At 65.8% G+C, this 6,136-nt stretch carries 7 protein-coding genes; 4 read left to right on the top strand and 3 right to left on the bottom strand.

Features of this window, described 5'->3' with window-relative positions; all coding sequences use genetic code 11:
* Positions 1-329: 329 nt before the first annotated feature.
* Positions 330-1,205, bottom strand: coding sequence for a nucleoside triphosphate pyrophosphohydrolase family protein (locus tag ACIRPX_RS45700; RefSeq protein WP_404206099.1), 876 nt, complete (start codon positions 1,203-1,205; stop codon positions 330-332).
* 142 nt (positions 1,206-1,347) lie between these two features.
* Here ACIRPX_RS45700 and ACIRPX_RS45705 point away from each other — a divergent pair, with 142 nt between their 5' ends.
* The 4 genes from ACIRPX_RS45705 (at position 1,348) to ACIRPX_RS45720 (ending at position 3,792) form a co-directional block, all read left to right on the top strand.
* Positions 1,348-1,590, top strand: a complete 243-nt coding sequence (locus tag ACIRPX_RS45705; RefSeq protein WP_246201613.1) for an acyl carrier protein — start codon at positions 1,348-1,350, stop codon at positions 1,588-1,590.
* The gene (locus ACIRPX_RS45710) at positions 1,587-1,982 is read left to right on the top strand and encodes a helix-turn-helix domain-containing protein (protein WP_404206100.1); all 396 of its coding nucleotides are present in this window, start codon (positions 1,587-1,589) and stop codon (positions 1,980-1,982) included. Before ACIRPX_RS45705 ends, ACIRPX_RS45710 begins: the two co-directional genes overlap by 4 nt.
* 183 nt (positions 1,983-2,165) lie before the next feature.
* A complete protein-coding gene (locus ACIRPX_RS45715) occupies positions 2,166-2,885 on the top strand; it encodes an ImmA/IrrE family metallo-endopeptidase (protein WP_404206101.1) in 720 nt (239 codons plus the stop codon).
* A gap of 73 nt (positions 2,886-2,958) precedes the next feature.
* Positions 2,959-3,792: a hypothetical protein gene (locus tag ACIRPX_RS45720; protein ID WP_404206102.1), complete on the top strand. Its 834-nt coding sequence runs from the start codon at positions 2,959-2,961 to the stop codon at positions 3,790-3,792.
* A gap of 35 nt (positions 3,793-3,827) precedes the next feature.
* Here the strand turns inward: ACIRPX_RS45720 and ACIRPX_RS45725 are convergent, their stop codons facing one another.
* Together ACIRPX_RS45725 and ACIRPX_RS45730 are read right to left on the bottom strand one after the other, a co-directional pair.
* Positions 3,828-4,850, bottom strand: a complete 1,023-nt coding sequence (locus ACIRPX_RS45725; protein WP_404206103.1) for a nucleotide kinase domain-containing protein — start codon at positions 4,848-4,850, stop codon at positions 3,828-3,830.
* A gap of 653 nt (positions 4,851-5,503) precedes the next feature.
* Positions 5,504-6,004, bottom strand: coding sequence for an NUDIX domain-containing protein (locus ACIRPX_RS45730; RefSeq protein WP_404206104.1), 501 nt, complete (start codon positions 6,002-6,004; stop codon positions 5,504-5,506).
* Between the last annotated feature and the right edge of the window lie 132 nt (positions 6,005-6,136).

The following is a 6,136-nucleotide window of genomic DNA, read 5'->3' on the forward strand; positions in this document are numbered from 1 at the left end:
CGGTGTTCTGTTCGCGCGGCGAAGGCGGGACGATTCGGCTCCTTCTGGAAGCCGGTGCTGACCCTGACCGGGACAACGCTCATGGCCTGAGCCCGGTGACACCACCCCCCGGATCATCAACGACAGGAGGGGGAAGTCATGCCGGGCCCGAAGGCCGGAGGCTCCATTGCGGAGCCGCGAAAACGGTAACGGGGGGGCAATCGAGTCGGTGACGAGTGGGTCGGATAAGGCGCGACTCAGTGCCTTGAAGATCACTTCTCGTGAATCGAGTGATCGTTCCCTGTGGGGTAGCGGTAGGTCTTCGCCCTGGGATCCAGTGGCGCCTTGTGCTACGACTCGACCGTCAGGGTCTGCTCGTCGAGATCCAGGTGTACGGTTCCACCACCTTGGGCACGGAGCTTCCGCCAGGCGTCGTATCCCGTCATGATCGCCTGCTCCCAGTCGGCGGAGCGCAGGACGCTGACTTCAAGGTGGGAAGTCATGGAGGCGATGGTCTTGATGAGTTCGTGGTCGATGTGGCGGACGTTCTCGAAGAACCCATGGCGGGCCGCGTAGGAGAAGACGAGGGCCGAGATGCCCTCCTCGATGGCGATGGCACGGCCGCCGTCCTCGGCCTCGTCGGTCTTGGGGTCGCTCTTGCGCTTGCAGCGCAGCAGGAAGCGGGAGACGGGTGACCAGCCCAGGACGGTGGCGTGGGCGAGATGGAAGATGTCGTGGAATCGGTAGTCGTCGTCGATGTGTGATGCGTCGGTCAGCGGGTCTCCGCAGGGGACGCCGTCGTGGGTCAGGACGGCGATAGCACGCCCGTCGCGGTCGCGCTGCTGGAGGGTGAAGGTGAGGGTGGCCTGCCGTGGGAGCCGCTCGGCCTCGGGGAAGTGGGCGTCGAAGGTGATGCGATCGGCAGCAGGGGTGGTGCGCCACCGGTCGCTGATCTTGACGAGGTTGGCGGCGGCGACATCTTCGAGGTCGAGGCCGAAGCGGTGGGCGAGAGCGGCGACGTACCACAGGACGTCGCCAAGTTCTTCGCGCAGGTGCTGCTTCCCTGAGGCGAGGCCCGGCCCGTCACGTAGGCGCTTCTTGTAGGCGGTGGCGAGGGAGCCGACCTCGCCGGTGAGGCCGAGCAGGGGCACCACGACGGGGTCAGTCCCTGGCGCGGGCTCTTGGAGGGTCTTGATGGCGGCTTGCTGGTAGCGGTTGAGGTCCACAACTTCCTCCTGTCGGAAAATCCAGCACGCGGGTCGGGAATCTCGACCCCGTGTCGTATAGTAGAGCAGCGATGCTGGAAAATCAGACAGACGGGAGAGTCTCCTGCACCCGATCGAGCCGTCCCTGGAGGACATCGTCACCGTGGTCGTGGAGTTCCTGGCCGAACTACAGGACCGAGAACCCGATGAGCTGCGGATGGAACTGGAGGAGGCCGGCGAGGAGCTGCCCGTCGACTCCATCCTCATCGTCGAGATCCTGACCCGCATTGAGGAGCGCTACGGCATCAGCGTCCCCGCAGACGAGGAGGCGGCTCGCTCCACCCGGTCGGTGCGCACCTTCGCCACCACCATCTTGAACGTGATCAACGAGAGGCGTAAGTCATGACCCCCGAACCTGCTGCACTCCGCGGCCGCGATCCTGAGCTCGAACTGCTTGGAGAGCGCCTTCGCAACACCCGCGACTACCTGGGCATGTCGCAGCAGCACGTCTCCGACATGACCGGCATCCCCCGATCGGCGGTCAGTGACATCGAGCGCGGCTCACGCCGGGTAGACAGCCTTGAGCTGAAGAAGCTCGCGCGCCTGTACATGCGGCCGGTGTCCTACTTCCTTGCTAAGGAGGAGGAGGCAGACCTGGGGGAGCACGCGCTGGCCGGGCTGCCGCGCGCCCTCGTCGGCTTGACCGACGGCGACTGGGAGGAGGTGCTCAGCTTCGCCGAGTTCTTGAAGTTCCGGCGGGCTGGCGAGCAGGAGCAGGAGCAGGAGCGCGGGGAGTGAACTGGGACGTGGCCCACAAGGTCGCCGCGATGGAGGCGGTAAAAGCACACCGACCTGGCCATCGACCGCAACGGGTACGTGGACGTGTACGGCGCCCTTCAGCGCGCCGACGTCGTCGGGATGGCACGGCCCATGCCACGGCTGTTCGGGGTGTACGCCGCTCCTCGGGACAACGGGCCCGCCGTGCTGCTCAACGCCACCCTGGACATCGTGGCCCAACGGCACACCGCAGCACATGAGTTGGGGCACCACCGGGCCGGGCACGGCACGGCGCTGGACGAGGAGCTGGACCGTGCCCGCACGTGGGGGGATGGGTCCTGGCCGGACGAGGAAAAGGTGGCGGAGGCGTTCGCGGCCTGGTTCCTCATGCCCCTGCCTGCCGTTCAGACCGCGCTGGCTCAGATCGGGGTGCGCCGTCCGCTGGTCCCGGAGCACGCCTATCGGATCGCCCGCATCCTGGGCACGTCGTACGCCGGAACAGTGAACCACCTGCATCGGCTGCGGCTGCTGTCCCGGGCGCAGAAGACCGAATGGCTGCGGGTCAAGCCCGCCTCCATCAAGGCGGACCTTGCGGGCTGCCCGGTCCCCGGGAAGGCTCACGTTCACCTGATCACCACCAGTGCACACGGCTCCACCGTGCGGGTCGATGCCAGCGACCTCGTGATCCTCGGCAACACCGGGGCGAAATTCGAGTCGCTGCCGCCGGCACTGCAAGTCCCCGAAGAGGCGCCTGGTCAGCTCTCCCTGGGCGATGCCTCCACCTCAGGATCTGCTGAGGTCACCGATGCGTTCATCGGAACCGCCTCGGCCACCGTGTCCATCCCCGGGGCCGCCGCACTGCTGGCCTTCACCCTGGAGCGCCAGGCCCCACGCGTCGGGGTTCAGAGCCTGTGGCCCGCCTGATCCATGCCTCCTCTTCTAGTCGTTCTCCCTCGCGCAGCCCCACTGGTACACCTCTAACGTCAGGAGCACGGAGATGTCGCTCTTTATCGTTGACAAGGCCAACACTTCGCTTGCCTGGAAAGAGGCATGCCGGAAACTCGACGTACCCGGCAATCCGAAGCGAGACGCCCTGCACACCTTGGTTCGCATCGGCAACGCTGCGGCGGAAGATCCGCAGGTGCGAGCCGAGTTCGACCAAATGCGCAAGGAGCGGGGCTATGCGCTGATCGAAACGGTGGCCAACACACTCTTCCCCGCCGAACTCGCGGCCGTCTCCCGCACCCCGGAAGAGTTGGTGCGCCGGTACCGGGCTATGTATCCGAGGCTGTGCCGCATCGACCGTGGAAATGCGACCGGCACCTACTTCGGACGCATCGTGGCCTACCCAGCGGAGCATGGTCCTGTGGACCAGCTGACCGCGCTCATTGATCGGATACGCCGCCAGGCTGCGGGCAGGGGACCGATGACTGCGGCGTACGAGATGGACATCGCTCATCCCGACGACCCGGCCGCTCCCGACCTCACAGGTGGCGCCCACGATACCGACACGGACACAGCCACCTGGGCCACGCCGGTACACGCCGCCGGCAAGGACAACGGGTTGCGCGGCTTTCCGTGTCTGAGCCACTGCTCGTTCCAGCTGGACCGCAACCGGGTCCTGCACGCCGTGGCCCTCTACCGCAGCCACTACATGGTGGCCCGCGCCTACGGTAACTACCTGGGTCTGGGGCGGCTTCTGGCCTACCTGGCAGAGCACGCCGAGGTGCGCCCCGGCGCGCTGACGGTAATCGCCGGGCACGCCCAGATCGAGGGCGACATCACGGCCCTGCGGCCGGTACTGCGAGGCCAGGCCCGGCTGGCCGCCTGAACGGCACGGGCATCCGTCAACCGACCTGAAAAAGCTTACGGGTTGATGCCCCACTTGGGCGGGAACCAGGCGGTCAGAGGGGCGCTGTCGGGACGGTACAGCTGCTTGATGCGGCTGCGGCCACTGATGCCCGCGATGTCCGGGTGGACCACACGCGCGTACTTGTCGACCTCGCAGAACAGGTTCTGACAGTCAATCAGCTGCAAGGGGCGCCCGCGCAGTCCCCTGAAGGTGAGGCCGAGGCGAGCGAAGTGCTCCTCCTGGTTGTCCGCCATGTAGCGGATCACCTCGGCCTCGATGCCGCTCGCGTTGGCGCCGAAGCACTTCCGGATGCCATCGCGGGCACCCGGCCCGGGGACGACGAAGTCCATCTCGGAGAACGACAGCCCGGCCGCGTAGTTGAGGTCGATCAGATACTGGTATGCAAGGAACGGGCCGAGCGCCGGAAAGCCCAACAGCACCTGGTATGCCTCGCGCATCGAGGCAGTCTCTTGCACCTGCTCGGGGGCCCCCTGTTCCATCAACATTTCGACCAGGCGCAGGTGATTGCGATGCTTGCGCTGCTCCCCCAGATGCGGCGGCGGCGTGATGTAGGCGGCGGAATACAGACGTGTACCCGACGCGAACGCCCGTGACAGCACCTGGTCCACGGCCCCGTAGTCGTAGCCCTGCCAGGTGATCTCACCCAGGTGCTCTTCGAGCAACTGCCAGGTCTGAACCTTGTTGAAGACCTTGAACAACAACGTGCGGAAGAACACTTCTTGCCACGTTTGGTCGCCGCGATATGACACATGGCTGATCAGGTACTGGCTGACCCGATCAGCGGCCCGGAAGCAATTGGTGAACCTGTGCTGGACGAGCACGGGGTCCGGTACTGCCGACGCCGCGACCTCTCCCAGGCGCGCCAGATACACCTGGTGCCGTGCAGCCGCGAACCGCCAATAAGTGTCGAACACCGGCGTGGGCTTCAGCACGCGCCCGGAGATCCGCACGGTGGCAGGCGGATCGCAGTCTTCCGCCTGGTGGATCTGTGGTCGGGCTTGCAACGTGGTGACCATGGGAACAATATATATTCAATCTAGATGAGCTGCCAGAGAGGGCGCAGGATGGAACTGCTGTGGCGCGCAGAACGCCGCAATACCCTCATCGCATGGCCAGATGCCGTCAACGAGCGCCTTGACCAACTGGTCGCAGCAGGACTCGCCGCTGGCGAGAACGTCAACCGCTCTCACCTACTCGCGGCCCTCGTGGTCCATGCGGATCTGTCACCCGAGTTCGTCGCCGGCGTCATGCGGGCCTACCGCACGCTGGGCAGCGATTCCCTGGATGAGGCCAATCGCTCTGGGGCTGAGCAGTGGCCCACAGTCCGGCGTCCTGGGCCTCGGCGAGTCTCCAGCCGTGACAGGGACCCTGGCCCACTACGCGGTGAGGGATCCGCCGCCACCAACGACGCGCGTCAATCCCCTGACACGGCCACGGAGAAACTCCGTCCATAGAAGCGACCCCAAAGCTCGTAACAGGATCTTGTCGAGGTGTCCTGGTAGGGCGTTACCCTCAAGATTGCCGACGCCTTGCAACTCGACGCTGCCGAGTTGGTGCGGGGGGCTCTCCGCCTCTGAACCTGAAGCGACCGCTACAAAGTCGCTCCGTAAGGTCGCATAAAAGTGGAGGAGGAACTTCACACCCGCAGCCCATGAGGGCCTCGGCGTTCCTACTGCCAGCCGTCGAGGGAGACTTCCGGACCGCCGGCGAGGTAGCGGTGGAGGGCGCTGGCGGTGGTGTCCACGAACTCCGCGGGGATGGCGGCGGCATCGACCCAGCAGACCTGGGAGTGTTTGCGTGGTTCGCGGTTTTCGGGTTCGCCGGTCCATTCGTGGGTGGTGAAGACGACGGTGAGGAAGCCGTTGGGGGCCTCCACGCCCCAGGCGCCGTGGATGATGTGGGCGACCTTCAGGGCTTCCGGCTTCACGGCTAGACCGGTCTCTTCGTAGAGCTCCCGCACTGCCGTCTCTGTGATGGGTTCGCCGGGTTCGCTCTTGCCGACGGGGAGGTCCCACATGCCCTGGGCGAACTTGGCGTTCTGGCTGCGCTGGAGGAGGACGACTCGGTTGGTGGCCTTGTCGTGGACGATGACGGCGGCGACCAGCAGGGTCATGGATTCGAGGGCGGGCGGCAGGGCTTTGGGCTGGTCTTCGGTTGTCCGCTGAGCCACGGCTTGTGTCCCTTTGTCGGCCGGATGGTGGCAGCTTAGAAGCCGTATTCCTATCGATCATGAGGACGGCTCTGATCGAACAGGTTCCCTGGTCGGGTGATCTTGGCCGCGCGGGCGCATGAAAGCAGGGCC

The organism is Streptomyces sp. NPDC101225 (assembly GCF_044767585.1).
Lineage (GTDB): Bacteria > Actinomycetota > Actinomycetes > Streptomycetales > Streptomycetaceae > Streptomyces.

Bases quoted from the DNA above. Each gene is read 5' to 3' on its own strand.
- ACIRPX_RS45710 (WP_404206100.1), top strand. From the start codon at position 1,587: ATGACCCCCGAACCTGCTGCACTCCGCGGCCGCGATCCTGAGCTCGAA.
- ACIRPX_RS45720 (WP_404206102.1), top strand. From the start codon at position 2,959: ATGTCGCTCTTTATCGTTGACAAGGCCAACACTTCGCTTGCCTGGAAA.
- ACIRPX_RS45725 (WP_404206103.1), bottom strand. From the start codon at position 4,850: ATGGTCACCACGTTGCAAGCCCGACCACAGATCCACCAGGCGGAAGAC.